General features: G+C 48.2%; 21 protein-coding genes. 9 read left to right on the top strand and 12 right to left on the bottom strand.

Annotated features, from left to right (window positions below):
• Positions 1 to 52: 52 nt before the first annotated feature.
• The 9 genes from GA003_19290 (at position 53) to GA003_19250 (ending at position 9,079) form a co-directional block, all read left to right on the top strand.
• Positions 53 to 850 carry a sterol desaturase family protein gene (locus GA003_19290; protein ID QXD28117.1) on the top strand — a complete coding sequence of 266 codons (798 nt, stop codon included), beginning with the start codon at positions 53 to 55 and terminating at the stop codon, positions 848 to 850.
• Positions 851 to 952: 102 nt separating this feature from the next.
• The gene (locus GA003_19285; GenBank protein ID QXD28116.1) at positions 953 to 1,312 is read left to right on the top strand and encodes a hypothetical protein; all 360 of its coding nucleotides are present in this window, start codon (positions 953 to 955) and stop codon (positions 1,310 to 1,312) included.
• 3 nt (positions 1,313 to 1,315) lie between these two features.
• Complete coding sequence (locus tag GA003_19280) at positions 1,316 to 1,939, top strand: fatty acid desaturase (GenBank protein QXD30482.1); 624 nt, start codon at positions 1,316 to 1,318, stop codon at positions 1,937 to 1,939.
• A gap of 62 nt (positions 1,940 to 2,001) precedes the next feature.
• Positions 2,002 to 2,955, top strand: coding sequence for a sugar phosphate isomerase/epimerase (locus GA003_19275; GenBank protein QXD28115.1), 954 nt, complete (start codon positions 2,002 to 2,004; stop codon positions 2,953 to 2,955).
• Positions 2,956 to 3,281: 326 nt separating this feature from the next.
• Positions 3,282 to 5,846 (top strand): cytochrome c, encoded by a 2,565-nt coding sequence (locus GA003_19270; protein QXD28114.1) that lies wholly within the window; start codon positions 3,282 to 3,284, stop codon positions 5,844 to 5,846.
• 9 nt (positions 5,847 to 5,855) lie between these two features.
• The gene (locus GA003_19265) at positions 5,856 to 6,797 is read left to right on the top strand and encodes a PmoA family protein (protein ID QXD28113.1); all 942 of its coding nucleotides are present in this window, start codon (positions 5,856 to 5,858) and stop codon (positions 6,795 to 6,797) included.
• A gap of 2 nt (positions 6,798 to 6,799) precedes the next feature.
• A complete protein-coding gene (locus GA003_19260) occupies positions 6,800 to 7,978 on the top strand; it encodes a beta-lactamase family protein (GenBank protein QXD28112.1) in 1,179 nt (392 codons plus the stop codon).
• 84 nt (positions 7,979 to 8,062) lie between these two features.
• Positions 8,063 to 8,335, top strand: a complete 273-nt coding sequence (locus tag GA003_19255) for a hypothetical protein (GenBank protein ID QXD28111.1) — start codon at positions 8,063 to 8,065, stop codon at positions 8,333 to 8,335.
• 27 nt (positions 8,336 to 8,362) lie between these two features.
• The gene (locus GA003_19250; protein ID QXD28110.1) at positions 8,363 to 9,079 is read left to right on the top strand and encodes a transporter; all 717 of its coding nucleotides are present in this window, start codon (positions 8,363 to 8,365) and stop codon (positions 9,077 to 9,079) included.
• Here GA003_19250 and GA003_19245 read toward each other — a convergent pair.
• From GA003_19245 to GA003_19190, 12 genes are all read right to left on the bottom strand, one after another.
• Positions 9,076 to 10,905 (bottom strand): sulfatase, encoded by a 1,830-nt coding sequence (locus tag GA003_19245; protein ID QXD28109.1) that lies wholly within the window; start codon positions 10,903 to 10,905, stop codon positions 9,076 to 9,078. The genes GA003_19250 and GA003_19245 overlap by 4 nt on opposite strands.
• 25 nt (positions 10,906 to 10,930) lie before the next feature.
• A complete protein-coding gene (locus tag GA003_19240) occupies positions 10,931 to 11,950 on the bottom strand; it encodes an aldo/keto reductase (GenBank protein ID QXD28108.1) in 1,020 nt (339 codons plus the stop codon).
• Positions 11,951 to 12,059: 109 nt separating this feature from the next.
• Positions 12,060 to 14,831, bottom strand: coding sequence for a valine--tRNA ligase (locus tag GA003_19235; protein ID QXD28107.1), 2,772 nt, complete (start codon positions 14,829 to 14,831; stop codon positions 12,060 to 12,062).
• A gap of 70 nt (positions 14,832 to 14,901) precedes the next feature.
• Positions 14,902 to 16,011, bottom strand: a complete 1,110-nt coding sequence (locus tag GA003_19230; GenBank protein QXD28106.1) for an FAD-binding protein — start codon at positions 16,009 to 16,011, stop codon at positions 14,902 to 14,904.
• Entirely contained in the window at positions 15,996 to 16,547 is a 552-nt protein-coding gene (locus GA003_19225) for a HAMP domain-containing histidine kinase (protein ID QXD28105.1), read from the bottom strand. Before GA003_19225 ends, GA003_19230 begins: the two co-directional genes overlap by 16 nt.
• Positions 16,548 to 16,565: 18 nt before the next feature.
• Positions 16,566 to 17,150 (bottom strand): response regulator, encoded by a 585-nt coding sequence (locus tag GA003_19220; GenBank protein QXD28104.1) that lies wholly within the window; start codon positions 17,148 to 17,150, stop codon positions 16,566 to 16,568.
• A gap of 596 nt (positions 17,151 to 17,746) precedes the next feature.
• Positions 17,747 to 18,235 (bottom strand): phosphohistidine phosphatase SixA, encoded by a 489-nt coding sequence (gene sixA, locus GA003_19215; GenBank protein ID QXD28103.1) that lies wholly within the window; start codon positions 18,233 to 18,235, stop codon positions 17,747 to 17,749.
• A 48-nt stretch (positions 18,236 to 18,283) separates the two neighbouring features.
• Entirely contained in the window at positions 18,284 to 19,783 is a 1,500-nt protein-coding gene (locus tag GA003_19210; GenBank protein ID QXD28102.1) for a TolC family protein, read from the bottom strand.
• A gap of 113 nt (positions 19,784 to 19,896) precedes the next feature.
• On the bottom strand, positions 19,897 to 22,608 hold the full coding sequence (locus GA003_19205; GenBank protein QXD28101.1) for a response regulator: 2,712 nt from the start codon (positions 22,606 to 22,608) through the stop codon (positions 19,897 to 19,899).
• Positions 22,609 to 22,820: 212 nt separating this feature from the next.
• Positions 22,821 to 24,524: a beta-N-acetylhexosaminidase gene (locus GA003_19200; GenBank protein ID QXD28100.1), complete on the bottom strand. Its 1,704-nt coding sequence runs from the start codon at positions 24,522 to 24,524 to the stop codon at positions 22,821 to 22,823.
• 32 nt (positions 24,525 to 24,556) lie between these two features.
• Positions 24,557 to 25,213, bottom strand: coding sequence for a metal-dependent transcriptional regulator (locus GA003_19195; protein QXD28099.1), 657 nt, complete (start codon positions 25,211 to 25,213; stop codon positions 24,557 to 24,559).
• Positions 25,214 to 25,246: 33 nt separating this feature from the next.
• Positions 25,247 to 25,753 carry a peroxiredoxin gene (locus tag GA003_19190; GenBank protein ID QXD28098.1) on the bottom strand — a complete coding sequence of 169 codons (507 nt, stop codon included), beginning with the start codon at positions 25,751 to 25,753 and terminating at the stop codon, positions 25,247 to 25,249.
• Between the last annotated feature and the right edge of the window lie 156 nt (positions 25,754 to 25,909).

Here is a 25,909-nt window from a genome sequence, read left to right as displayed (position 1 = left end):
TTTAAACCTTGGATTGGCACTATGATGGAGCCAACTGGTTCTTATTAGTTTCATGCCTATCTACTTAGAGTACTATTTCTGGTTGATCGCAGCTTCACTGCTGTGCCTGTTAGTAGAAAGGGTACGGCCGTGGCGGAAGGAGCAACGCGTCTTGCGTAAGGGGATCTGGCAGGACTTGTTTTGGTTGGCGTTTAATGGGCACTTCTTGGGCCTGATGATGGCAGTGATCACTGGCAAATTGGTATTTTGGATGAATGGAGCGCTGTATAACCTGGGGTGGCCAGTGCCACAGGATATTCGCCTGCTCGCCAGTGCTCCTTTGTGGGTGCAGTTTGTCGTATTCTTGGTGCTGAAGGATTTTGTGGAGTGGAACATCCATCGCTTACTACACAATGTTCCCTGGCTGTGGGAGTTTCATAAATTGCACCATAGTATTGAGGAACTGGATTGGGTGGGAAATTTTCGTTTTCATTGGGGCGAAATCATCATCTACAAAACCTTGGCTTATCTTCCATTAGTGATTCTGGGAATCGATGGCACGGTGTTGCTGATCATTGCAGTGCTCTGGACAGTGATGCTCGATCTGAACCACTCGAACGTTCGATTCAGTTGGGGCCCTTTACGGTATATTTTCAATTCTTCGGCGATGCATGTGTGGCATCACGATTATGAGCTGCATGGTAAAGGCGGACAGAATTTCGGGCAGGTTTTGAGCGTATGGGATTGGTTGTTCAAAACGGCCTACTGGCCGAAAGATGAGGAGCAACCCAAACGGCTGGGATTTACAGGCATTAAGAAATATCCCAAAGGAGTTCTCAAACGGCTGATCTATCCTTTTTGGAAACGATGACCTCGGGCCTTTTGTCACTGGCTTGACTCATGGAGAACCGCGCCGCAGAAAAGAGTCGGTAATTTAACCATCCTATCACGATTCCCTATTGGAGGTACAACTGTGAGCGAAACTACTTATACCATTCCCGGATTGCCTGCCGAATTTAAAGCAGGTGAGCCATTGCCGAATCCTATGAGGGGAGGACGGGAAGCTTTAACGGATGAAGGTAAACGAGAGCTGAAACGCCTGTCCGGTCCACGGCCTGGTCGATTTTTTTTTGAACTCGCACTGAATTGGTTGATCATCATGGGGACGATCTGGGCGGCATCCTATGTCGACCAAGTATGGTGCTATGTCCTGGCCATTTTCTTTATCGGCACGCGTCAGAATGTGCTTGGGCTGCTCATCCACGATCAGACCCACTACATGTGCTCGAGAAAGTCTTGGGGTGACGCCCTGACCAACCTGTTTGCTGCCTAGCCGATCGTCGTTGTATCCGTAGAAGGGTATGCGAAAATCCATCTTGCGCACCACAGCTACTTCTTCACAGAGAACGATCCGGACTTCATCCGTAAGAAGGGCAAGGAATGGACTTTTCCCATGAAGGTGAAGTTTTTGTTATGGCTGTTTTTTAAAGATGCACTCGGTGGAACCTTCCTCGCCCTGGTGCTGGGAAACAAGGAGCCGACCGATGAGTTGATTAGTCGACCAGCTGTGTTGCCGGGGTGGGTGCAACTTCTTTATTACGCAGTCATTGTGTGTCTGTCGATCTGGCTCGGGTTTTGGAAACTGTTACTGCTTCTATGGCTCTTGCCTTTGTTGTTTGTAATGCCCGTCATTGTTCGCTTCAGCGCCATCTGTGAGCACAAGTATAATGTAATGACAGACAAGATGGAGGAATCGACCGCCACCATTATTTTGTCGTGGTGGGAACGCATGTTACTTCCGCGGTTGAACTTCAACTACCATATATACCATCACTATTTTCCCAGCGTTTCCTTTGCCAACCTGCCCAAGGTGCATGCACTTTTTAAAAAAGAGGGCTTGGTAGATGAGAGTAATCTATTTTATGGATACCTTTCATATTCTCAGCATTTGCTGAAATAGGCCCGATTTTCCTTCATTTACAGGGAACTGTTGGGTTCTATAAAGTGCTCCACCTTTACCCTATGGATAGAAGAAATTTTGCAAAACTGGCGGCCTTGTCGTCGCTAAGCTTCGGCTCGAAAAAACTACCAGCAGCCAATAAAAGTCCTACCTGGACGCGTCCACTCTCGGTTCATCTGTTTTCCAAGCACCTCCAGTTTCTTGACTATAAGAATATGGCCAAGGTGGCTGCTGATTTGGGATTCGACGGTCTAGATCTTACTGTTCGTCCAGGTGGCCATGTAGAGCCAGAGAACGTGGAAAGCGATTTGCCCCGGGCAGTCGAAGCGATGGCCAATGCTGGCTTGCTTTCCATCATGATGACGACGGCAGTCAACAATGCTTCGGATGAAGTCAACCGACGTGTGCTAAATACAGCGGCGGATCAAGGGATGCAGTTTTACCGAATGGGGTATTATAAATTCGATGATACGAAGGGTTGGAAACAAAACTTGGATGATCACCGGGAGGACATGCAGGCCCTTGCGGATTTGAATAAAGAGCATGGGCTCCATGGTGCTTATCAAAACCACGCTGGGAAATACGTAGGAGCCTACATTCCTGACATCATTTATTTGTTGGAGGGATTAGATTCTAAATGGGCTGGCTGCCAGTTTGACATCCGGCACGCGACAGTTGAAGGCGGGAAAGCATGGCCTCAAGGTGTTGAGTGGTTGAAAGATTATTTGTCTACCATTGTCATCAAAGATTTTACCTGGGCCAAGCACCCCAAAACCGGCAAATGGGGCGCTATGAATACTCCACTGGGAGAAGGAATGGTCGATTTTGTAGGCTATTTTAAATTACTTCGAAAATTGAACCTCCATCCTGTCGCAACGATGCATGCCGAATATGAATTAGGGGGTGCCAATCACGGTAAGCGAGAGCTCAAGATTTCGAAGAGGCAGGTCTATAAAGCGCTTCGGAAAGATCTGCAGGTGCTCAAGGATCTTTGGCAGAAAAGCGCTGAATCCTAAGATCAGCACTTTGACCGAATGTGTGAAATAAGAACGTAAATGTATTCCGACTATCAAATTGATGGAATTGGCCGAACTCCAGGGTTTGCCTATTCCACACATACTCGGGCTGATCTGCCGAATGTGTTCCGGTCAGCAGAGCAGCCGGTCTTGTCGCCACTTCGTTCCTCGGAACCTCCTCTTGAACTTGGTCACGCACGCATGTGCGCTCCCGCGTCCAATCGTCGTCAATGTCGACACTGGTCCGGTTCTGGTTCCCAGCCCGGTCTTGTCCTCACTTCGTTTGTCGGAACAACTCCGTCAAAGCACTGATTTCTTTATAGGCGATGCGCACCTTATTACTGATTTGTTTTCTTCCTCTGGGTCTTTTGGCCCAGACAACCTACCACCTTCGTGATGACAGTCCTCTCTACACGGAATTTCTGGATAAGAATTTTCCTTTTCAGGAAGCGACGGTGGATTTACGTGGGATTGCTCCTGAAGGAACTTCCGATAATTTAAGTCCTCGCGCGGTGGTTCTGCCATTGGAAGACGACCTCTTTGTGTGCTTTGATACGGAGCTGCTGAGGGTGGCTGGAATTTGGAAAGGCGACTTCCTGACTCACGATGGATTGGCGATACGTTCCTATCCAGTGCCATTGAAAAAAATGGGGTCAGGACAAAAGCAGCTGCCCAAGCCGGAAGGCAAAGTGATTGCTTCCACTGGACTCTATCCCGGTTGGTTTAAGACTGGAGAGGAACGCTATGAAGACCCCCGGCCACGATGGCAGGATGAAAATGAGTTGGGGCGTGGACCACTTCCTCCGGAATACGGAGAATGGGTAGGGATAGAAGATTTAGGTGACTCCGCCGTCTTACACTACTCCTTGTTTGGTGGAACCGTGAGAGAGCACTTTAGGGTGGAGCAGGTTGCGGGGGAGCCTGTCATTCTTCGAACCGTCCTATTGGAAGGTGTAAAACAACAGGTGAGTATGGTTGTCTCTGAAGGATCGGCCGGTCCTCATTTGGTACAATCGTCTCCAGGTAATGATGCCCTACAGTTGTTAATGTCTGCTTATCCTACTGAGCAGATAGTCGATGAGTACCCCGTTTTTTCACCTTTTTTGTTCAATCAGACAAAATCGGATCCTCGCTGGCCTGAACCGGCAACTACCGAATTTGATCTCGGAGATGCACAAGGGGCTTACGCGGTAGATCATTTGCCTATTCCTTATCCAAACCCCTGGGAACGTCGTATACGGCCCTACGGAATTGATTTTTATCCGAATGGGGATGCGGTCGCTGTTACTTATGACGGTGATGTGTATCGGATATCCGGTATGGGGTCGTCTGATGATGAGGTCATCTGGAAGAAAATTGCAGCAGGATTCCACGAGCCGTGTAGCGTACGAATAAAGGGAGAGGAAATCTACATCTATAGTCGTTTGGGAATCACAGTCTTGGAAGACAACGATGGTGATGGGGAGACGGATTTTTACCGGATGTTCTGCAATCGTTTCCTACAAAGTGCTGAAACGCGGGACTACGCCCATAGCTTGGCTCCTTTGGATGACGGTGGGTGGGTCATCAGTAAAGGTGGTCAGCAGTCTCAGTATCCTTCGCCGCACAGTGGTCGTGTCTTACGAATCTCTGCCAATGGCAAGAAGGTCGATTATTTTGCCTATGGGTTTCGGAATGGTTTTGTAAATTCGATCCCAGGCCGAAACTTGATCGTGGCTAGCGACCAGCAAGGCAATTATGTTCCGACGACCCCGTTTCATGTAGTCAATGAAGGGAGTTTCTTAGGTTACCAGCCAGGAGCTCCTTTTGACGATACCCCTCCAGAAGAGGCTGCCTTGTGGATTCCTCATCGTGTGGCCCAATCCGGCATCGATCCCCTTTGGATGGGAGACGAACGGATGGGTGCATTGGCAAATTCTATACTCTATATAGAGTACAAGAAACCGAGTGTTTTTAAGATTTTCATCCCGGAGTCTGGAGACGTAGTTCAAACAGCAGGCGTGCCTTTGGATCTTGAATTTGAAGTACCTCTCCTCAAAGGAGCAATAAACCCGGCCGATGGTATGGTCTATATGGTTGGGTTTCAAATCTGGGATAGTTTCGCAGCTCGTCTTGAAGGCTTGTGCCGATTACGGGTTATAGAGAAAAGCGATGAGTTGCCCGTGAATGCCGAATTGTTTAAGGAAGGCGTCTTGTTGTCGTTCTCGGAGGAGTTGGATCCACAGGTCGCTCAAGATCCCGCCAATTATAATGTGAGCTCTTGGGAGTATCAGCGGGCAAAAAGTTACGGTTCAGCTCAATATAAGGCAGATGGCACCCCGGGTGCAGACTCGCGCTATGTGCATTCGATTCTTTTATCAGAAGACAGAAAATCCGTGTTTATAGCTATAGACGCTATGACCAAGACCATGCAGCTGGAAGTTCAGCACACCTTATTTGGAGATTGGGCCTCGGTTTACTTTACTGCGAATGAACTTCCTCAGGTTTCTCTAAGAGACCATAGCTTTAAACCGGTAGCATTCAGTCAACTGTTTGCGAGCGAGCCGACACCGAGGGATCTCACGACGCAGAAGGCCATTGTTTCTGAGGCTCGCGGCGTAGAGCTAGCGACTTTGTATGGTTGTATCGGATGTCACTCATTGGACGGGAGTACCGAAGGTAAAAGCGGCCCTACTTGGAAGGGACTTTATCGAAGTAACCGCAAACTGATCGATGGAACGAAAGTCAGAGCCATGGAGGAATATCTCCGGGAATCCATTTTAGATCCCACAGCAAAAATGCTTGAAGGATTCGATGGCACCGAAGCAGGCATGCCTCCGTACAAAGGTATTTTATCCGACGAGGATGTTGAATCCTTGGTGCTATTTATTCGGTCACTAGATCGCCTCTAAAATTGTCCCATGAAAAAAGTAAGCTTACTCATTCTTCTTTGTTTCCCCTGTTTTCTTCTCGCTGAACTAAGTATTGAGGAAACGGATACCCATATTGAAATCACCAATGATGGGGGAACAGTATTGGTATACCATAAAGCGCATATGCCTCCTCCTGACGGGCAGCCCAAGTACTTTGAACGCAATGGTTTTATCCATCCCATAAATGCTCCTTCGGGTGGAGCGGTCACTGGAATTCATCCAGCTGATCACATCCACCATATGGGTCTTTGGCATGCCTGGGTAGAAACCTACCATAATGGACGCAATCTAGACTTCTGGAATTTGAAGGAAGAGACCGCCACGATTCGCTACGTCAAAACGTTGAAGATCCTCAACAATGATAAACGCGCAGGTTTTACGGTTCGTCAGCACCACGTCGCATTGGCAAAAGATGGTCATCCTGAAGAAGTCATCCTGGAGGAAGACTTCAGTATCCTGGTTAGGGCGACACCGCGCTTATATAGCATCGATCACAAAACAGTACAAACCAATGTTAGTGACCACGCCCTTGAATTGCCTGCTTACCGTTATGGTGGACCGCTTGCTTACCGTGCTCCCTATCATTGGGATAAAACCAATAGTAATTATCTGACCTCTGAAGGCAAAGATCGTAACAACGGCCACGAAACCCGGGCTCGCTGGTGTGCCATGTATGGTCCTGTAGATTCCGGAGATGCCACCATTGTTATCATGGGGCATCCCGACAATCTTGACGCGCCGCAACGCCAACGTATTTGGCCCGAGACGAGCAACGATGGCAGAATCTTTTATAATTGGGTACCCGTTCAGGAACACGCCTGGAGCCTTGAACCCGGGGTTCCTTCAGAGATGAAATTTAGAATCTTCGTTCACGATGGAAAACCGGTGAAGGAGCGAATCGAAAAAGCCTGGAGCAACTATTCCAAATAATCATGCGTACATTATCATTCATTTTAGTCTTTATTGCATCTGGCCTGATCTCCAAAGGAGACATGGTTTCGTCTGCCATCAAGCAGGCGGTGGAACCGTTCATCGAGTCTGGAGAAATTTCCGGAGCAGTCACTTTGGTTGCCAGGGAAGGGGAGGTCATCAGTTTTGAAGCGATGGGTGCGGATCTGGCATCGGGTAGGTCGATGGATACCGGAGATATGTTCTGGATCGCATCCATGACCAAGCCGATGGCTGGCGCAGCGCTGATGTTGTTGGTTGAGGAAGGTAAGTTGAACTTAGATGATTTGGTGGAGACGAATCTACCGGAGTTTAAAGACCTTTGGATGATTGATGAGAAATCTAAGGATGCGATGACTCTAAAAAGACCTGCTAGACAGATTACCTTATTGGATATTCTGACTCATACTGCGGGAGTGCCGAATGTAGATGAGCCAAGAAGCCGGAGTTCACTGGCTGAGTTGGTGGCTCAGATTTCGCAACGACCGCTGGAGTTTGAACCAGGTAGTCGTTGGAAGTATAGTACGGCTGGAACGAATGTGGTAGGTCGGGTTGTTGAAGTGGTATCAGGCCAGCGGTTTGAGGACTTTTTGCAGGAGCGGTTTTTTAATCCACTGGGCATGGCCAACTCTACTTTTTTTCCTTCAGAGCACCAGGTGAAGCAGCTGGCCAAGTCCTACCTGAAAAATGATGAGGTTCCAAAACTGACCGAGGTCCAGGTGCACTTCGTGAAAGGGGATCTGTCGGATACCCAGCGAACGGTGAAACCAGGGGGTGGATTGTTTTCCACAGCGGATGATCTCCTGCGGTTTTATCAAATGATGCTGAATGGAGGCATCTATGAAGGACGTCGGATTTTATCTGAAGAATCGGTAGCGGAACTGACCCGTACTCAGACCGGTGACATCAAGACTGGCTTTACGGAAGGGATGAGTTGGGGGCTAGCTTTTCAGGTGGTTAAGGAGCCGCAGGGAGTCACTGCTATGTTGTCGCCTGGCACCTTTGGTCACGGGGGTGCTTACGGTACACAGAGCTGGGCTGATCCCGTAAACCAAACGATATACATCCTGATGATCCAGAGGCGTGGATTCAATAATGGAGATAACTCACCCGTGCGCAAAGCCTTTCAGAAAGCGGCTTTCAGAGCTTTGGAAGATCGGTAGCCTTCTTAAGCGGCGTTGTAAAAAGACTCTGAATTCTCCCAATCGAGTTCAGCTACAGTCATAGGACTCTAAGAGTTCGAAGCTGTGATACCTCGATTTACATCACTTGGCGTTTGGGGAAAGAAGAGACTCGCTTGGAAGCAAGTTTCGTCCATCTATTTGTTTTTTGCCGGAATGTTGCTTGTTTCAAGCTGCCTGGTTGGTAGGGACAAAGTGGAGGCCTACGAATTACCGGCGTTGTATCACACCTATGAAGAGGAAAAGGCGACACGCTTTTTCACGACCCTGTTTGACAGTGAGCTCCCTATTACGGCGAAACCCAATCGCTGGTCATTTCGCTATAACATCAAAGCGTGAGACTTGCTGGATGAGTCCTACATGAGGATGCCTTTAGAAGCCCGTTACGGACTGACCCCAACCACAGAAGTCTCCCTATCGAGTACCACTTTCCTGCCCAACCCCTTTGAGTCGCCTTCGGAAAGCAGTCTGGGATTCCTCGGACTTGGATTTAAGCAACGGTTGAATTCTTTTATCGATGATCAATGGGCCTTTGCGTTTGGGGCGAAAGCAAAAGTATCTCTCGAGGAAATTCCTACCGATGATTTGCGTGACCAGTATCTGAGAGTCGAACCTTTCCTCGTAACGGTTTACTCACCGCCATCCCTACCTCGCTGGCAATTTATCAATCAGATCAAGTATGATTGGATTGCTGAAAATCCCATTCACGACGCGGATGTGGCTCCCGAACCGCTCTCAACGTTTTCTTTCAGTCCGGCGTTTGTTTATACGCCCAGAGGTGAGTGGCGTTACTCCTTGGAGTTTGAATATCAGACAGACCGCTTTGACGGAGGGATCAGTGATGCCTTTCTCATTTCACCGGGTATCGGTTGGTTTCCCCGGAAGAACAATTTTCTAAGAAACATCCCAGGGGATTTTGATTTCGGTTTGTTGTTCGCTCATGGCATCGAGCGCTTACCGATTGACTCTGATAAAGATGACTTGGAAGTAAAACTCCGGGTGCGATGGATCTACTACGGGAAGAAAAACTTGGCTAACACCTGGAAGGCGCTCACCGGAAACTGGCGAGACAGTGATTTCTAGAAACGCTCAATAATCTGCGGACGGTAGTAGTCAAAAATCCGTGGAATATCCGGATGCTTCTGTGTGAGCTCAGCAGCTTCTTTAGGAAGTTCTACTCCCTGGTTTCTTAAGTGCTCCAAGGCATTTAGAGCGTGCACAGTCAGGAAGAGCTCATTGCCGGGAAATTGGGCATACTGCATCAAAGTGCTAACAGCTGATTCTTGGTGTGCTTTTCTTGTAGCATGGGTTCCCAAACATTCAGCAGCTGCAACGGCTACGATAGGTTCCGGGTCCTTCAAAGCGTTCACCACCAAGTGTTCGTTATAAGCATAAACGGGCTGATCGCTTGTCCCCAACATTTGCATGAGAGCCCAATACCTGACTGGTGAATAGGGATGTTTGAGCTTTGCGGCAAAATCTTGGCTGAGGTTGATCTCTTTTAGAATGGACACTCCAAAGCCGGGTGCATTCTTCAGCATCTCTCTTCCGGATGAAACGGGTGAGACGCCCTCGCCACCCTTGGCTTGTGCTTGAATAAACGGTTCGGGAATGAATCCAAGATCTGCAGTTCGAGTCAGGTGATCATCCAATGCTTTGTTTAGGCGATTCTTTATGGACTGGTGCTTCTTGGAATCTGCGAGATTGTTGATGCCGTGGTAGTCATTTTCCAGGTCGAACAATTCTTCTCGGGGATGCGGTTTCCAGAACTGGGATTGAATTTCGTTTAACTGCCCATCCTTAAACATCTGGTTCCACACGGCCGTAGTGGGCGTGCGTTGTTGGTAGAGGACATACTGTCCGTGAGGTATATGGGTGTAGTGGTTACGAATCAGATAGTAGCGTCCGTCGGTGATCATCCGACTGGAGTCAGGGCGCTCATCCATCCTGCCTCTAAATCCATAAGAGTATCTTGGGTTGGCTGTTTGTTGATCACCGGCAAATGCATGGCCGTGATAATAATCGGGAATCGTTACCCCAGCCAATGATAGCAGGGTGGCTGGAAAATCGATGAATCCGACCAAGCGATCTGTGTCTCCACCTTTAGCATAACCTTTGGGGGCGAGGTGTTTCCATTTTTCAGGGAAATAGACGATGAGCGGGACATGCAGTCCGCTCCAGCCCGCATAGCGTTTGCTGCGCGGCATTCCGGAGCCATGGTCAGCCCAGTACCAGACAATGGTGTCCTCGGCCAAGCCGGCCTCTTCCAATTCCTTCATTCGCATGGCGAAGAAGTTGTCCGCTTCGGTCAGGCGATCGTAGTACTGAGCCCAATCCTTCCGGACTTCGATTCGATCGGGATGATAGGGTGGTAGCGGAGCTTTGGCTGGATCGTGGTGCGGATTCGCGTTGTCGTTACGAATCTGGCTCTCGTGTGTTTTCGTGTAGTTGAAAATGGAGAAAAACGGTTTCCCCTCTGGAGCATTTTTCCAATGTGCCTTGTTCGAGGATTCATCCCATCCCTTGTCGTCGGTGACTAGGTTGTAGTCTTCCTTCGAATTGTTGCTCGTGTAGTAGCCCGCTTCTTGAAGGTAAACAGGGTAAAATGTTAACCATTCTGGAGCTGGCACTCTGGATCGCATGTGGTGACTGCCAGTGGATGGCGGGTACATGCCAGAGATAATGGTCGTGCGGGCCGGCGCGCATACAGGGACATTTGAGCTGGCCTTGTTGTAACGGTAAGCTTTCTTGGCAAAGGCATCCAGATTGAGGGTAGTTGCATACTCATCGCCGTAGGCGCCGAGGTGTGGACCATGGTCCTCTGCTGATATCCAGAGAATATTGGGTTTGTCTGCGCCCATCGCTAATGCGCAGAAGCAGAGACAAAAAAGAAGTGAAAGAGCTTTCATAATTTTTGGGTAGTGCGATGAAAAATCAGCCCATTGGGTAGGGATATTTGTGTGAGATCTCGTCGATTGCTTTGAGAGCGTCATCGGATAGGACCATCTCAGCAGTCTTCAGGTTCTCTTCTAATTGTTCGAGGTTATTGACACCAAATATAGTCGATGGAACAAAATCGTGTTGTTTAGACCAGGTTAAGGCGAGTTGCGGAAGGGTGATGCCTTCCTTCTGTGCTACGTGCACAAGTTCAGCTGTGGTGGCTAGACTGCGGTCATTTACAAACCGTGCAGCCATAACTTTCTGCCGTTCATCTCCTTCCGTCAGATAGAAAGTGAACCTGCGCCCTTCCGGACGAGCTCCATCCTGGTATTTACCACTCAGCACACCGCCTGCGAGTGGGGAGTAAGGTAAGAGACCGATCTTTTCCCGTGTGCAGATATCTGCCAGCGCATCTTCGAAACGGCGATTGTTGATGCTAAAATTGTTTTGGATGGTTTGGTAGCGATTGAACCCTTTAGACTTTGCAACTTCGAGAGCCTTCATGGTTCCCCACTCGTTTTCGTTGCTACTACCAATGGTTCGGACTTTTCCTTCCCTGATCAGCTCAGTGAGTACTTCGAGCGTTTCCTCATAGCCAGCGTCGTGGTCGGGCCAATGGGTTTGATAGAGATCTATGTAGTCAGTTTGTAAGCGCTTAAGACTACCTTCTATCGCTGTGCGGATATGGCGCCGGTCGAGGGCGGTCATCCCGTTGCGCACGGGAGGGCGAAACCAGGCATGCCCTGCTCCTGTTACCTTACTGGCGATAATCAGAGAGTCTCTGGGTTTTCCTTTGAGCCAGCGCCCAATAATTTCCTCGGTGCGATAGACCCATTCCTTCTTCGGTGGGACAGGGTACATCTCGGCGGTATCGAAGAAGTCGATACCGGCATCCACACTTCGATCCATAATCTTATGAGCGGTTGCCTCGTCGCAACTGCCTCCAAAGGTCATGGTGCCGAGGCAGAGTTCAGACACCACAATAGGACTACTTCCAAGACGGTTTCTATTCATATACAAGATGCTAGATCAAAGAAGCTTGAAGGGTAAAGCCGCGCCTCCGGATTTTTTAGCAAGCGAGATTCCCAGTAATCTTTACCAAGGGTGCGGAATGTCCGACCGATTATCCAAGGCGGGCCAAGAGCTTTTCCAGTTCTTCTTTCTTGGCAACAGATTCAGCGAGTTGTGCTTTGGCACCTTCCACAATATTGGGCGGAGCATTGCTGATGAACTTTTCGTTCTTCAGCTTGCCTTCACCTGCAGCGATGGCCTTTTGCAGCTTTTGCAACTCCTTGTTTAAACGATCTTTTTCGGCATCCGCATCGATACTGCTACTCAAGTCGATATAGACGGTTCCAAGCTCGGAGACGCTGGCCGGGAGGTCTTTGTCCTCGGCAGTGGCTTCCATTTTTTCAGCCCCGATCTGCTTCAATAGAGAGTCCATGTGCCCTTCAATCAGAGCAGCTGCTGATTCACTTGCTTTGTAGAAGAACGAAACATCCCTTTTGCTAGCCAAGTTGTATTCAGCTTTTAAGGCACGAGTCTTGGAAATGATTTCTGCCAGGCGATCGACCTTGCCTGCTGCTTCCTTGTCTAGAGAAACAGACTGGTCCTTAAGAAGACCTTCCAATTGATCAGTCGATTCAATCTGATTGTGCTGAAGGAGCGCGCTTTCCTTGCTGTAGCCGAGTTGCCCCCACAGCTCTTCGGCGATATGCGGAGTGAGTGGCTGCAGCATTAGAAGTAGCTGGCGAATAACCAGGTCCTGGATGGCCAGAACATTGTTTTTCAACCCGTCCTGAATGAGCTTCGACTTGGAGACTTCCACATAGGTGTCGCAGAAATCACTCCAGAAGAATTCGTAGAGCAGGTGAGTAACCTGGTTGCACTCGAAGGCGTCAAAAGAATCGGCCAAGCGCTGATTGGTTTCCAGAAGTCGATGGAGAATCCAGTGATCGTAGTCATCAAACAGACTGCCATCGATTCGTTGGAGAATCGCCTCGATGGAGGAGTTGTCGAAACTCTCACCACTCATTTGGCGGAAGCGGCAGGCGTTCCACAACTTATTACAGAAATTACGACCAATCTCAATGCGTTGCTCGCTAAAGAGAATGTCTTGGCCACTCGGTGCGATATTTACGATACCGAAGCGAACGCCATCGGCGCCATACTTGGCAATGAGATCCAGTGGGTCCGGCGAATTGCCAAGAGACTTGGACATTTTCCGACCTTTCTCATCCCGAATCAGTCCGGTGATGTAGACGTCCTTGAAAGGGATACGCTCACGCAACTGTTCATCCGTGAGTGTCTTCTCTTCATCACCTATAAACTCGAGGCCCGCCATGATCATGCGTGCGACCCAGAGGAAGATGATATCAAAGCCCGTGCAAAGCACACTGGTCGGATAGAAGAATTCGAGATCCTTTTGCAGATCTTCTGAAGTATTGGGCCAACCGAGAGTGGCAAAAGGCCAGAGCCAGGAAGAGGCCCAGGTATCGAGAACGTCTTCTTCCTGTTCCCAGTTTTCCGGATCCTCTGGACCTTCGACTGAAACGTGAATGTGGTCGGGATTACTGAGGTCGATTTCTTTGCGATCGATGCCTTTCTTATACCATACAGGAATACGGTGACCCCACCAGAGTTGGCGACTTAGACACCAGTCGATATTGTTGTCCTGACCATGGTTCAGCCAGTGAAGGTAAACATTCTCCCAGCGTTTGGGGTGGAACTTTATAATACCTGCTTCAACGACTCGCTTGGCTTCGTCGACTTTTGGATAGCGTAACCACCATTGTTCAGTCAGGCGCGGTTCGATGGGAACATCGGCTCGTTCTGAAAAGCCTACGTTGTTTTCGTAGTCTTCTGTCGCTACCAAGAGTCCCTGCTCCTCGAGCAATTGGATGGCGACTTTTCGTGCCTTAAATCGATCCATGCCGACGAACGGTTCTCCGGCCAGCTCGTTTAAAGTAGCATCGGGATTAAATACATCGATGACTGGCAGGTCGTGTCGTTTACCAATCTCAAAGTCGACGGCGTCGTGCGCTGGCGTCACCTTCAGGCAACCTGTGCCAAACTCTCTCTCAACTGCTTCGTCTCCAACAATGGGAATGGGCTCCTTCGGAAACGGCCGGTAGATCATCTTGCCGACGAGGTGTTTGTAACGGTCGTCTTCCGGGTGAACGGCGACGGCTGAGTCCCCCATGATTGTTTCTGGACGGGTGGTCGAAATGTCTAGGTGCGTGAGTGGGCTGCCGTCGGCTGAAGTGGCTGGTTCCACCAGTTCATAGCGCATTTTCCAGAGCTTACTCTTCTGAGGCTTCATGATGACCTCTTCATTGCTCAGTGCAGTCTGACTGGCAGGACACCAGTTACTCATTCTCAGCCCTCTATATATATAACCTCTTTGGTAGAGCTTTACAAAAGCGGTGAGGACAGCTTTTTGGTAACCTTCATCGAGGGTAAAAGCAGTTCTATCCCAATCGCAGGAAGCACCGAGTTTGCGTAGCTGGTTGAGGATAATGCCACCGTGTTTGTCCTTCCACTCCCAGACCTTTTCTACGAATTTCTCGCGGCCCAGGTCGCGACGATGGAGTCCGTCTTTGCGAATCTCTTTTTCGACCTTGGTTTGGGTGGCGATTCCGGCGTGGTCCATGCCTGGTTGCCAGAGGGCTGCTTTCCCTTCCAGCCGAGCTCGACGGATGAGCATATCCTGCAAGGTATTGTTCAGGATATGCCCCATGTGCAGCATGCCGGTTACATTGGGTGGAGGAATCATGATCGCGTAAGGATCGCGTGATTCGTCGCGTTGCCCTTTGAAGGCTCCTTGCGTTTCCCAACGCTCGTACCACTTGGATTCGACGGAGGAAGGATCGTAAGCTTTGGAAATTTCTGCCATGATTTGAAAAACCTGCCTAGCGAAAGGGGTTCCGACGGTGAGTCAAAGAAAAATAGGCGGGCAAGGCTCTCTAGGAGGGTTCGCGGATGAGGATCTGGAGGTCGTAGCCGTTTTTGCTTTTACGTATTTTAACGAGACCGCGGTGTTTTTTAATGGTCTGGCAAGCTTTGAAGAACTTGAGGCTGATCGCTTCCGGCTGGGATTTGGTTTTTGAATTGGGAAAGGTCTTCTCTTCTTCGATGCCACCACCCCGTACGGTGATTTGGGTGCCTTTGGTCTGCTTTCCTTCTACGAGGATAACTAAACTCCCGTCCTCCTTGAGCGATTCATACATGTGAAGAATCATGTCCTTGAGTCCCTCTTCCAGCTTGATGGCATCACCCTGGAAAGGGTTTACGTTTTTGCCAAACTTGACGGTGACGATGTTGTGGTCGAGATCCTGGACGATACGATTGATGATCATCCGTATGTCGGTGGACTCGATGGTTTGCTTCCCCATGTCGTTGAGGCCAAAGAGATCGTCGGCAACACCTTCTAGGCGTTCCACTTCCGTTTGGATGGTGGAAACAAAGTCGGCTGGTAGAGGAGCATCCTTGTCTTTGACTCCAAGGAGTTGAGCAAAGGTCTTTAACGAAACGAGCGGATTGCGAAGCTCGTGGGAGAGAATCAGTCCGAGGGTATTAAAAATAGTGTCCAGCTCATCGACTCGTTCCTGATAGTCTGACTTTAGACGATCCGTAACGTTTTCATAGCCGCCGATGATCCTGGTATCGCTTCCTGCACCCGTCACATTGTAAGTGAATTCTGGATGGTGTTCTTCCAGGTAATTGTAGAGTTCGATCTGGGAAACACCCGGTTTTATATAGATCTTTCCGGATTCGGGATCGCAGGGCCCTATCTTTTTCCACTTTTCCAGGCTAACGATGACGCAATCGTTTTCCACGGGTAAGTGAGCACCATAGCCCCAGTTCTTCCCTAAGCTGACAGGGTAGATGCGGATCTTTCGTTCCCTGGCGATGGAGACCACCTCAATCAAGCTCTCACGAGTAGCCGGTTTCAGAAGGCACGGGACTTCACGAGTCGTCCTACTCATGGCCGGCTCGATGTGGTCTCCTGGGATTACTTCTAAATCATCAACTTTATCCCAAACGTGGAGCTGACTCATTAATTGGGTGTCCATGTCTTCAAGGAAAAGGTAATCGTAGTTCCCGTTCCTTCCTCCGAATTAACTGATATGGTTCCGTCGTGGGCTTCTACTATACGTCTGCAAATGATAAATCCTAATCCTGTGCCTTTGTCGCCCTTCGTAGTAAAGTTGCCTTGTTGCATTTGTTGGCAGACTTCCTGGCTCATTCCGCAGCCGTTGTCGGTAACTGAAACAATGGCCTCGCCATCTGCGGCTTCTATTTTCACATGAACCGATACTTCTTCCACATAGTCCTCATTCTTCGCTTCCAGCCCATTACGGATAAGGTTTTGAAAGAGTCGGGGTAGTTCGGTGATGCTTCCAGAGACGGAGAGAGAGCTGTCTCCTTCAACGATGATGTTCTCGTCGTCAAAAAAGATATCTGCTTTTACTTTCTGAACTGCGTCTAAAACCGAGAACACCTCCGTGGAGTTGTTTCCCTTACAGACCTCTTTCCATGATTGAGCCAGTTCTCTGCAATAGTTGGCATTTCGTTCCAGGGTCTCTGCATAAGCGAGTGCATTGTCCATGGAGACATCGGCCGAGCCTTATGCGTTTTGCACTTCATGTAAAAGAAGAGAGCTGTAACCAAGTATGGCAGTGAGTGGGGAGGAGAGGTCATGAACAAGCCTTGCAGATGCCTTACCCCACGAAGCCATGGATTCACGTTCCTCCAACTGGCCTTTCAGGATGTCGTTCATCTTTTGGACTTCCTTCAGCATGAAGCCGCGCTTGCGGCGTAGGTCCGACTCCTTGGCATGTTTCTTCACCGTCTCCAGCATCCGGTGAATATCGAAAGGTTTGGTAACGTACTCGTTTGCGCCCAGCTTTATAGCTTCTTGGGCTGTTTCAAGATTACCATAGCCGGTAAGCATGATGATGGAGACCTCTTGGTCGATCTCGCGTACTTTGGCCAAGCCTTCGATGCCATTCATCGATGGCAGTCGAATGTCCATGATGATGGTATCGTATTTAGTTTGGCTAATTTTCTCCAAGCCACCTTCTACGCGGTCACTCACATCAACTTTGAATTCTTCGCCTAGGAGGTAACGGAGACTCTCCCTTGGGCCAAGTTCATCTTCAATGACGAGTACACGCGGAAGGTCTTTCGATTGAACTTCAGAAAGATTCATCTTAGCAGGTTAAAGGACTATTAGGATTTTAAAGCAGGATACGCACCAAGTTTGTGAATAAGTAAACCGATAATACCTCAGGTCGACGAAATAGAGGGATTTTCCCCAAAAAAATTGCGATTTTCTACTAAGTGTAAGCGGAATTAGGGTAAATACCTTATATAGCGCATTCTTTGAAGGCTTTCAGAAACATTGCGCAGCGAACCAGGCTCCCAAATTCTCTTACTGCTGATCATCTCCCTGCTGTCTTCTCAATCATCTCCAACGCCTTCCTCGACAGCGGTTCAACAGCAATGCTAGGATCTAATCATTAACTGATCTACCTGGTTCGCTTTTTTAATTAGCGCAATAGTTTCAACGAACTATGCTCAACGGGCCTTTGTGTCTCCTGAAAAGTCCCGTTAAGCTATAGGATTAACCCTAGCTAGATTCTTCGAATTGGAAACTCCTTTTACCTATATAAGTTATTAAATTAAAGGAGCTTAAGTAATTCATTAAGGCCTTTAATCAGAGGTCGAATGGGTCATGAACCACACAAAGTTGGAAGAATCGGTTTTTCCCTCATGTGATCTTAAATAACCGGCCGTGCATACTTACTAAAGCATGCGAGGGCGAATCTGCCAGCTCAGCTGCCATGCCAAGCCCGAGGCTCCATGTTCTTCCTCAGAAGTGTTGGCTTGTAAGCAGGCCATTCCGCCCGGTTTTAAGTCCAAAATTGCCAAATCGGATTCGCGTGTAAGGAGGTAAGAGCCTAAGTGAGCAAGCTGAGCCTGGTGCCCGACCAAAAGAAGCGTTTCGTTGGATGATTCAATGAAATCAGCCAAGATTCGAAAATCTGCGGTAGGTTCAAGCAAGGGGGTCTCACGTGTCTTTGCTTTTATACCCGTGAGTTTCTTGAATCGTTTGGCTGTTTGCGTTGTGCGAACATAAGGGCTGTGCCGAATTTCTTGGATGTCCCCTAGCTCTTTCTTTTTGAGAAAATCTACTAAGACCGCCAGAGATTCGATGCCATTACTCGTCAGTTTACGACGTGTATCCTTTTTGCTCTGATTTGCTTCAGCACTGCGTAGCAGGAATATCCTCATGTTCCGGAGTTTTGGAATTCATCAGGATTTGGCAATGATCCAAACGAGCTATTCTTCTGTGGGCTCCTCCGGATAAATCAGGCTGCTGGTGGAATCCCAGGACAGGCCGTAGCGCTGAGGTAGCGAAGCATCCAACTCCTTGCTGATAATCTGAGCCTTAATCGCCTCAAGAATAAAGCTGAGGTATCTTAGGTTGGCATCGTCTTGGTCTTCCCGGGCTTCCAGTAATTCTCGAAATGTAGACAAGCCGCTTTCGTATTTCGATTGCTCGCGATCGAATTGCTCGATGGAGAGTTCGAGCGATAATTTTGCGGCCCTGACCCGTTCGAGACCTAAAACCCATCTTCTCCAAAGGAAGCGATTGGTTTCCTTCGCTTCCTGTTCCTGATCTTCCAGTCTGAGCTCTTCCTGTCGTAGCAGGCTAAGGGAACGTTGGTATTGGGCCTTATCTTCTCTTTGTCCCCAGGGTATACTGAATTCTATGCCGGCCGTCCAATCGTATCCATCCCGTTCTAGGGTGTTCCCGTAGCTGTCGACCAATGAATCATCCAAACCTGAAAATCCCATACCGGCAACCAGGTCAACGGTAGGTAGCATCAAGTTTCGTCCGGCTCTCACAAAATTCTCGAACCAAGTAACCTTGATTTCCTGAGCCCGATATCTCGGATTGTTGGCTAGAATTGCAGGTAATGAAGTAGGCGACCCAACGTCTTCGGTCGAAATATCAGGTAGTTGGCATACGGATACAAGGCCTTCAGGGTATTCGTTGGAACCCATTTGCCGATAGAGTTGATCCTGGCTGTCTTCTATCAGAGCGCTTGCGGTAATGACTGCTTCTTGGCTGGTCGCCACGAATACTTGGGATTGGATGACGTCAATGTTGGTGGCCAGGCCCACCCCTTCGCGAGCTTCGTTCTCTTCAAGCAGTTTTTTAGCCACCTCTAAACTGGCTTCTCTGACCTTCTTCACTTCGTGTGCATAAGCGAGATCCCAATAAGCAACTTCAGTGTCACTCATGAGCACCAATGCTTGGTCCTGCAAATTGAGTTCGGTTTGCGCGGCAAGCAACTCGGCGTTTTGCAACATCAGGAGATTCATCTCAGTTCCTCCTTCTCTCAAGAGAGGTTGCCTCAATGACATAGATAGGTCGGACGTATGAGAGGGATTTAGGATCTGAGTGGAACCACTGCTACTTTTGCGCGTGTAGTTGGAACTGACCTGTAAATCTGCACCGGTATTCAGTCGCTTGGCGATACCGGCCCGAGCTAGAGTACTGTGCCCGCTGTCACCTTCAAAACCTCCATAACCGGGCGATCGGCTCCCTCGCTGCGTTCCTGATGCAAAAAACCGGGTGTCGAAGGTAGCTTCCTCGATGATAACATTTTGGCGGGTAAGGATGACTTCTTCTCCTTGAATACGGAGGGAGAGATTTTGTCCCAAGGCCCGGACCACGGCTTCGTTAACATCCAAAAACTCAGGAGTCTGAGCATTCGATGCTGTGCAAATAGCGCTTAGGCAGAGTAGGATAGTGCAAAAAGAGCGTCTCATAATAGGTACTATGGAGGTAGCAGCCGTGGGAGAAGAGAACGCAAGGTTTCCCTTCTATCAACCCAAACTGTCTATTTAGTTACCCCAACTAGACCGGTGAGGTTGCACTATATTTAGCTATTTTTGCGAATATGGCTACGAATGGGGACTTTTGAGAGTGCCTCAGTCAGCCTTTCAGTGCGAACGGGTTTCGTAATGAAGTCGTTCATACCTGTTTTCAAGGCCCGTTCCTTATCTCCACCCATCGCAGCTGCAGTGAGAGCAATAATCCAGGGGCGTTCAGCATCCGAGTATTTTGCGCAAATTCTGCGTGTTGCTTCCAGTCCGTCCATAACGGGCATTTGGATATCCATAAGGATGGCGTCGTAACGGTCTTCTTCTAGCCTATCCAGAGCCTCCTGGCCATTGCAGGCCACCGTGATTGGGTCTGTGAATCCAAGCTTTTTCAATAAGAGGAGCACGACCTTCTGGTTTACTGGATTATCCTCGGTAATCAGAATTTTAATCGGATGATCACTGGCAAAAGACTTGGGTGTCTTGGGGTTTGGCTCAGGAACCACTTGCCGTGGTCGATGATCAACTACTGAAAGTAGGGAATTGTGTAGGGAGGCCGGTTTGATGGGCTTGGAAAGTACCTCCGTAAAATAGCGCGTTATGGACTCGTCGAGAATGCCACCGATTGAGCTCAGCAGAACGAGAGGAAGTTCTTTCTCTGTTCGGAATTCGCGCAGCTTCATTGCCAGCTCTTTTCCATCCATGACCGGCATCTTGTAATCGAGGAGGGCAAGATCATAGACTTGTCCTTTAATGATTTCTGCAAGGGCGTCTGGTCCAGATTCAAATACGTCCGGAACCATTCCCCAGGCCTTCGTCTGAGCCAGAAGCAATTTTCGGTTTATGTCGTTGTCGTCAACGATCAGAACACGTTTCCCGGTAAGGTTTGGATCCTTTTCCCGAAGATACATACGATTCTGTGTCGGGAATGGTTTGCCAATAATGGAGAATCGGAAGGTGGAACCTTTATCCACCTTACTGCTAACGGTCATTTTCCCACCCATGATTTCAGCCAATCGCTTTGAAATGGCTAGTCCGAGTCCAGTGTCACCATACTGACGGGTGGTAGAATTGTCTGCTTGGGTGAATGACTTGAAAAGTTTGTACAGTCGATGTTCTGGAATTCCAATGCCGGTATCAGATACAGCGAATAGAATTTCATACTGGTTGTGTTCACGCTTGATTGCTCGAACCGTGATTTGGACTTCGCCTTCGTGTGTAAATTTCAGAGCGTTACTAAGAAGATTTACTAAAATCTGTCTCAAACGTGAGATGTCACCCAGAATGGTATCTGGAACTGATTCATCTACCAGGTAGCCAAGTTCGAGATCTTTCTCATGAGCTTTTCCGGCCACTTGTTCGAATGCCTCTTCAAGACATTGGCCTATTTCAAAGGGGCGCTGCTCTAGGTCGAGCTTTCCCGCTTCAATTTTGGAGTAATCAAGAATATCGTTGATTAGAGTGAGCAGTGAATCACTGCTGCTACGCATGGTTTCTGCATAGTCACGCTGCTCCGCGGAGAGGTCGCTTTCCAGAAGCATATTCGTCATCCCAATAACCGCATTCATGGGTGTCCGAATTTCATGACTCATGGTTGCCAGAAAGGTACTCTTGGCCTCACTCGCGGACGCCGCTTCTCGAGCATTAATTTCCGCCCGCTTCCGTGCTTGTTTGAGTTCGTTATTCTTATTCTCAAGATCGAGTGTTTTTATCTCCACAGCATCTTCCACTCTTTTCCTGAAGATGTTATAAAGAATAAGTAGTAGGATTCCGGATATAATGAATCCTCCCATGGAATAAAATAACATCCGCTGGAAATTCTGGTTTGACCTGGCAACTTCCTGAGTAATGTCTCTCCAGGTGCTGTAAATAAATTGAGAGTCTTTAGTCCCATTGGTTTCGACCATGAATGTGGAAAGAGAGAACCAGTGGTTTCGAGAGCTAACTGCTTGCCAGCCCTGGCCCTCGTAATCGTTGATTTGGTCAAAGTTTTTCAGGATAAATCGAATGGTGGGAGCCGTGGAATCACTGAGTTGCAATAATGATTGATGACCCGGGACGCGGATAAGCTGATCGATTTCCTCAGCTGTATGCCCCATCGATCCATCGGCTTTGACCATGAGTGCAGATTCACCACTTTCGGGAGTTCCCGATACACTTGCTAGAATTTGCGAAGTCGAAGAAGCAATTCTAAGGAATCCGACCAAGAATGTTTGATTATTTTCTGGGTGTTGAGCGTAAAGAGGTTCAACGATAGAAATGGTAATGCCAGATACTGTATGCTCCAGCCCTTTGCCTAGCATATCAGTTTCGAAAGCTTGATTTAGGATTGCTGGGTCCGGAGCCTCGGTCTTGGAGTGACTCCAACCTTCCCGAAGTTCTATCAGCGGATCCACCTGTCCTGGGAAGTGGATACTCAGTTCAGGCTGAATCTCATTCGCAGCCATTTTTTGCCAATAGGGCAGCAGTTGCTTTCGCAGGGGTTCAATAGAAGGCGATTGTCCTGATAGTGACTCGACGTAGATTTTAGCTAGTTCCGCTGCCACACTTGGCTCTTTCCCAAGTATCTGGGCTCGTGTTTGGTTCTTCTGAAACTCTGAATCGAGAGCTATCTGAAATGACTGATAGTTTAACTCGTTTTGAGTTTTTATTTTCAGTGCAAACTGCTCCTGCTCCCACGAGTGGAGAAGGTATAGTAAGGAAACGATGACAATGCCCGTCAAAAATGCGGACATGATCAATAAATTGCGTGTCGATACTCGTTTGAGCATGAAGAGTTGGTAAGAAGAGTTTGAAAGGTAGCAGATAGCTATCTTTCAGAGCATTTACAGAGAACTTCCTCCGAACATCTAATCCCTGATTCCTATGGGATTTTATAGTTTTTATACAAAGAATTTTAACGCTTTTACCACCAAAGGAATCTACGTATTTAATCGCGTTAAGAATCCCACCATTCAGACCACGGCTGCCAGTGGGCAGATTCCTATGATTCGATCATAGAATCAAAGGATTTTCTGGATAGCACATACTCTCCTGGCCTATTGCGAATGTGCCACAGTTCTTTGTGTTGTGTGCGCAGTTCAAGTGCCTCTTTGTGCAGATTATCTAGAGTATCTCCTAGAAGAATCGCCTGACCACGGTGGCAGGCATGTATCAACATTTTCAGTACCCAACCAACTTCTTCCATGATTGTCCGTTCAATTGGGTGGTCCTTCTTAAGAGCTTTAAATGCTTGTTGCAGATGGATGGCCTTCGTTAATGAAACTTGAAGAGACTCGAGATTCAGGTTCTCGATTTTTCTGATGAACGATTCATCCTCATTTAGAATTTGGAAGAGAACGGATTGGTTATGAATATAGATATCAAACGCTTGGTCCAGATTACCAATGTCTAGAAGTAGTTGGCCCCATCCTTCGTTTTGGAAAACGTGTAAGTCGAGTGTGGTAGAAAGATCTATCTCTTTGTCCTGATTCCATGCACAAGCAGAACCAAATGCGAAACCAGGAAAGCTAGCGACTAATGGCTGAAGGTGGCCATTGTCTCCCCAATCTGTTGTCAAAAGGCCGACAGCATCATTTCGTTTTCCCATTGAAGCTGCCTTGCGAATATTTCCGAGCATGTTTTCTGTCCGTCCGCCAATGCTGTTCCATGAGGATGTTCCGGGACAGACATAGTATTGTAAATCCGACGAGCCTAGGTGAGCGGTCTCTTCTTCAAACGGGTGGATGGCTTCATAGCCCCAGTTGAGAGCCAGGCTGTCTGATGGGACCTCTCCCATCAGCTCAGGATACTTGAGCAATATGTCGGCCCAAAACTGCATCCGGTAGCCATGATTTTCACAAAGGCTATGTACTTTTTGTAGATAGTCTAAATAAACTTGTCCTCGCCCGTTCTCCTTAACGGCTTGTTTGCTTCTTCCAAAACCGAGATCTATGGTTTCATCGCAGCCTACATTGACTTGCTTGCTTTCAAAGCAGGCAGTGATTTGCTCGATAAGATCCTGTGCCAGCTTAATTGACCCTGGATCAATGGGACAGAGACCTTGTGGTTCGGGTCTATAGCCAAAATCAGTTTCTCCTCCTTCCGGTTGTTCGGCCAGCTGGTTATATGGCTCATGAATGAGCCAACGGCTCATGTGTCCAAAGCAATTTAGATTTGGGACGAGCTCGATGAATCGCTCCTGGCAATAGGCATCTAAATGCTTAATATCATCCTGCGTGAGTGGAGATGCATTTCGCCATACAGCCTCATGCCCTTCAAAGGTGAAGGCGTGTTCGATGTATAGCTGCAATTCGTTTATCTTCCAGGACGAGAAAAGGTCTATCAGGTAGAACAGTGTTTCTAGCTTAGGAACTTTATTTCTGGATACATCGAGCATGATGCCCCGTCGCGAAAAATCTGGATGATCTTCTACCGTTATTACCGGTAGGTAGTCTTCGGATGCCAAGGCGATTTGATTTAGCGTCAGAAGGCCGTAATGCCAACCCAGCTGTCCAGCAGCCTGAATCTTGATACTCAATGATGAGATTTCTAAGCTGTATGCCTGATCTGACTGAAAGTCCTCCTGTGTAATCAAAGATACCGACTGTGGTAGATGGTTTAATTGCCCGCGAGTAGGAGTCAGCTTCCTAAACACATCTACTCCAAGTTGGGAACTCGTACCCGATTCCGTTATGGATTTGGGCATGGGAAGAAAAGGGATCCCCCGCTTCGGACGGGTCATTGTACTTCAATCTTTACTGCTGCTTGTTTCCCCAGTGTTAGGCTGGTTCCAAGGGATGTTTCTACTTCGATGGCATTGGCGATTTCGTCGTGCTGTATCACTTTTACAGCTTTGCCTGGCACCAATCCGTTTTTTTCTGCGAATTGTAGAAACTCTGGTTCTTGATCAAGGACTCTAGCGACAATGGTTTCCTGACCCGCACTGCAGTTAACCAGATTTTGTAAGTTTCGTTCGTGAAGCTTTCCTGAGTGCGATGGAATAGGATCCCCGTGGGGGTCATACTGAGGGTGACCGAGAAGGTCGTCGATTTTTTCAAGAACACGATCGGATATGACGTGCTCCAGTTGTTCTGCCTCATCGTGTATTTCCGACCAATCCATTTTGAGTATCTCGACTAGAAAGAGCTCAACCAGGCGGTGCCTTCTCAGCACATGAAGAGCGAGTACTTCTCCTTGTTCGGTCAGCTTGGTTCCTACTCGGGGCTCATATTCAACCAAGCCAGCTGCATGGAGCGATTTGACCATCGTGGTGGCCGTGCCAGGTACGACACTCAAGGACTGGGCTAGCTTCCCTATTGCCAACATGTCTTCGCTCGTTTTCCTGCATTCCAGGTAAATAGCTTTGATGTAATTTTCTACCGTACTTGTTGCCATGAGAATTCTTATAGATGTATGGCTAGAGGAGAATCATGACTCTTTGAGAAACTCCAGAACATCTTCCGCTTGTTTTGAAGTGGACGCTGCCAGGTCTCTCCAAACGAGAACTCCATTTTTGAAAAGAAACGCCTGTCTACTCGCAAAACCCACCTTCTTTGGAACTCTAAATGCGTTAATGACTTCAGAGTCTCTGTCAGCCACTAACGAAAATGGAATGTTGTATTTCTCTTTGAAGGAACGTTGTGATTTGATGCTGTCTTTGCTCACTCCAAAGATCGTTACTTTTTCCTCTAGGAGAACTTCGTATGCGTCCCGAAGACTACAGGCCTGTTTAGTGCATCCTGGGGTATTGGCTTTGGGGTAGAAATAAATGAGTGCGTAGCCTGTGGATGCAGAATCCGCAAGGTCCACAATTTCGCCTGAATCTAGTGTGGCTTGAGTCGCTGGAACCTTATCACCGATATCTAGAGGTGCTGCATTAGCTTGTTGGCTGAATAACATAATACTGACTGATAGGAATAGGAGTCTTAATTTCATACGGTTGTTATATAGAGTTACTAGGTAAGGCTGGGTAGGAATGCCATCGTATTCTCTGGGTCTAGTCTTTGGACAGCCATTCTGAGGAAAGGTTTTGTCGAAATTGTCCTCTAAAAAATAGAAGAAATGTAGAATTATTTTTCACTTTTTTCTGTC

This window comes from Opitutia bacterium ISCC 52 (genome assembly GCA_014529675.2).
Lineage (GTDB): Bacteria > Verrucomicrobiota > Verrucomicrobiia > Opitutales > UBA2995 > UBA2995.
Note: the sequence above shows the minus strand (reverse complement) of the source record. Positions and strands in the feature narration are given on the sequence as shown.

Excerpts from the sequence above, each read along its gene's own strand:
- GA003_19210 (QXD28102.1), bottom strand. The coding sequence starts at position 19,783 with ATGAGACGCTCTTTTTGCACTATCCTACTCTGCCTAAGCGCTATTTGC.
- GA003_19205 (QXD28101.1), bottom strand. The coding sequence starts at position 22,608 with ATGCTCAAACGAGTATCGACACGCAATTTATTGATCATGTCCGCATTT.
- GA003_19275 (QXD28115.1), top strand. The coding sequence starts at position 2,002 with ATGGATAGAAGAAATTTTGCAAAACTGGCGGCCTTGTCGTCGCTAAGC.
- sixA (QXD28103.1), bottom strand. The coding sequence starts at position 18,235 with ATGAGGATATTCCTGCTACGCAGTGCTGAAGCAAATCAGAGCAAAAAG.
- GA003_19260 (QXD28112.1), top strand. The coding sequence starts at position 6,800 with ATGCGTACATTATCATTCATTTTAGTCTTTATTGCATCTGGCCTGATC.
- GA003_19220 (QXD28104.1), bottom strand. The coding sequence starts at position 17,150 with ATGAATCTTTCTGAAGTTCAATCGAAAGACCTTCCGCGTGTACTCGTC.
- GA003_19290 (QXD28117.1), top strand. The coding sequence starts at position 53 with ATGCCTATCTACTTAGAGTACTATTTCTGGTTGATCGCAGCTTCACTG.
- GA003_19190 (QXD28098.1), bottom strand. The coding sequence starts at position 25,753 with ATGAAATTAAGACTCCTATTCCTATCAGTCAGTATTATGTTATTCAGC.
- GA003_19235 (QXD28107.1), bottom strand. The coding sequence starts at position 14,831 with ATGGCAGAAATTTCCAAAGCTTACGATCCTTCCTCCGTCGAATCCAAG.
- GA003_19245 (QXD28109.1), bottom strand. The coding sequence starts at position 10,905 with ATGAAAGCTCTTTCACTTCTTTTTTGTCTCTGCTTCTGCGCATTAGCG.
- GA003_19230 (QXD28106.1), bottom strand. The coding sequence starts at position 16,011 with ATGGACACCCAATTAATGAGTCAGCTCCACGTTTGGGATAAAGTTGAT.
- GA003_19250 (QXD28110.1), top strand. The coding sequence starts at position 8,363 with ATGCCTTTAGAAGCCCGTTACGGACTGACCCCAACCACAGAAGTCTCC.
- GA003_19225 (QXD28105.1), bottom strand. The coding sequence starts at position 16,547 with ATGGACAATGCACTCGCTTATGCAGAGACCCTGGAACGAAATGCCAAC.
- GA003_19195 (QXD28099.1), bottom strand. The coding sequence starts at position 25,213 with ATGGCAACAAGTACGGTAGAAAATTACATCAAAGCTATTTACCTGGAA.
- GA003_19240 (QXD28108.1), bottom strand. The coding sequence starts at position 11,950 with ATGAATAGAAACCGTCTTGGAAGTAGTCCTATTGTGGTGTCTGAACTC.
- GA003_19200 (QXD28100.1), bottom strand. The coding sequence starts at position 24,524 with ATGCCCAAATCCATAACGGAATCGGGTACGAGTTCCCAACTTGGAGTA.
- GA003_19270 (QXD28114.1), top strand. The coding sequence starts at position 3,282 with ATGCGCACCTTATTACTGATTTGTTTTCTTCCTCTGGGTCTTTTGGCC.
- GA003_19265 (QXD28113.1), top strand. The coding sequence starts at position 5,856 with ATGAAAAAAGTAAGCTTACTCATTCTTCTTTGTTTCCCCTGTTTTCTT.